Here is a 762-nt window from a genome sequence, read left to right as displayed (position 1 = left end):
ACTTTAACCAAGTCGCGGTCTGCGCCTTGCATCAGGCCGTCCATCATTTCAACCACATCCAGGCGAGAACCCAGAGTGCTGTAAACCGTACCCATTTCAAGACCGATAATACCGCCGCCGATAATCAGCAGTTTGCCCGGTACTTCTTTCAGAGCCAAAGCGCCGCTGGAATCGATGATGCGTGGATCTTCAGGGATGAAAGGCAGTTTGGTTACGCGGCTGCCTGCTGCGATGATACAGTTTTTGAAGGCAACGATTTTTTTCTCACCGGTAGGCGTAGCTTGTTCGTACACTTCGCTGGTCGTCAGCGAAACTTCCAAGTGGCGCGGATCTAAGAATTGGCCGTCACCTTGGATAATGTCTACTTTGCGGCCTTTCGCCATACCGGCCAAACCGGTAGTCAAGCGGGAAACCACGCCGTCTTTGTAGCCGCGCAGCATGTCGATATCGAGTTCAGGCTCAGGGTATTTGATACCGTTGGCAGCCAAGTGGCGTACTTCATCGATAACGGCAGCATTGTGCAACAGAGCTTTTGAAGGGATACAGCCGACGTTCAAGCAAACGCCGCCCAAAGTTTTGTAACGCTCGACGATGGCAACTTTCAAGCCTTCGTCAGCAGCGGCAAATGCAGCGGAATAACCGCCAGGGCCGCCACCCAATACGACCACATCGTATTCAGCATCGGCAGAACCGCCAAATTGTGCAGCTTGAGGAGCTGGAGCAGCAGCTTTAGGCGCTTCTTGTGCAGGAGCAGCTGGTGCT

The 762-nt window shown here is 53.4% G+C and carries 1 protein-coding gene; it reads right to left on the bottom strand.

Going from position 1 to position 762, the window contains the following annotated elements; translation table 11 throughout:
* A partial coding sequence (locus ACTHUM_RS16255) for an FAD-dependent oxidoreductase (RefSeq protein WP_440403458.1) occupies positions 1–762 on the bottom strand: 762 nt, incomplete at both ends.

The organism is Neisseria sp. P0021.S006, assembly GCF_051956895.1.
Note: the sequence above shows the minus strand (reverse complement) of the source record. Positions and strands in the feature narration are given on the sequence as shown.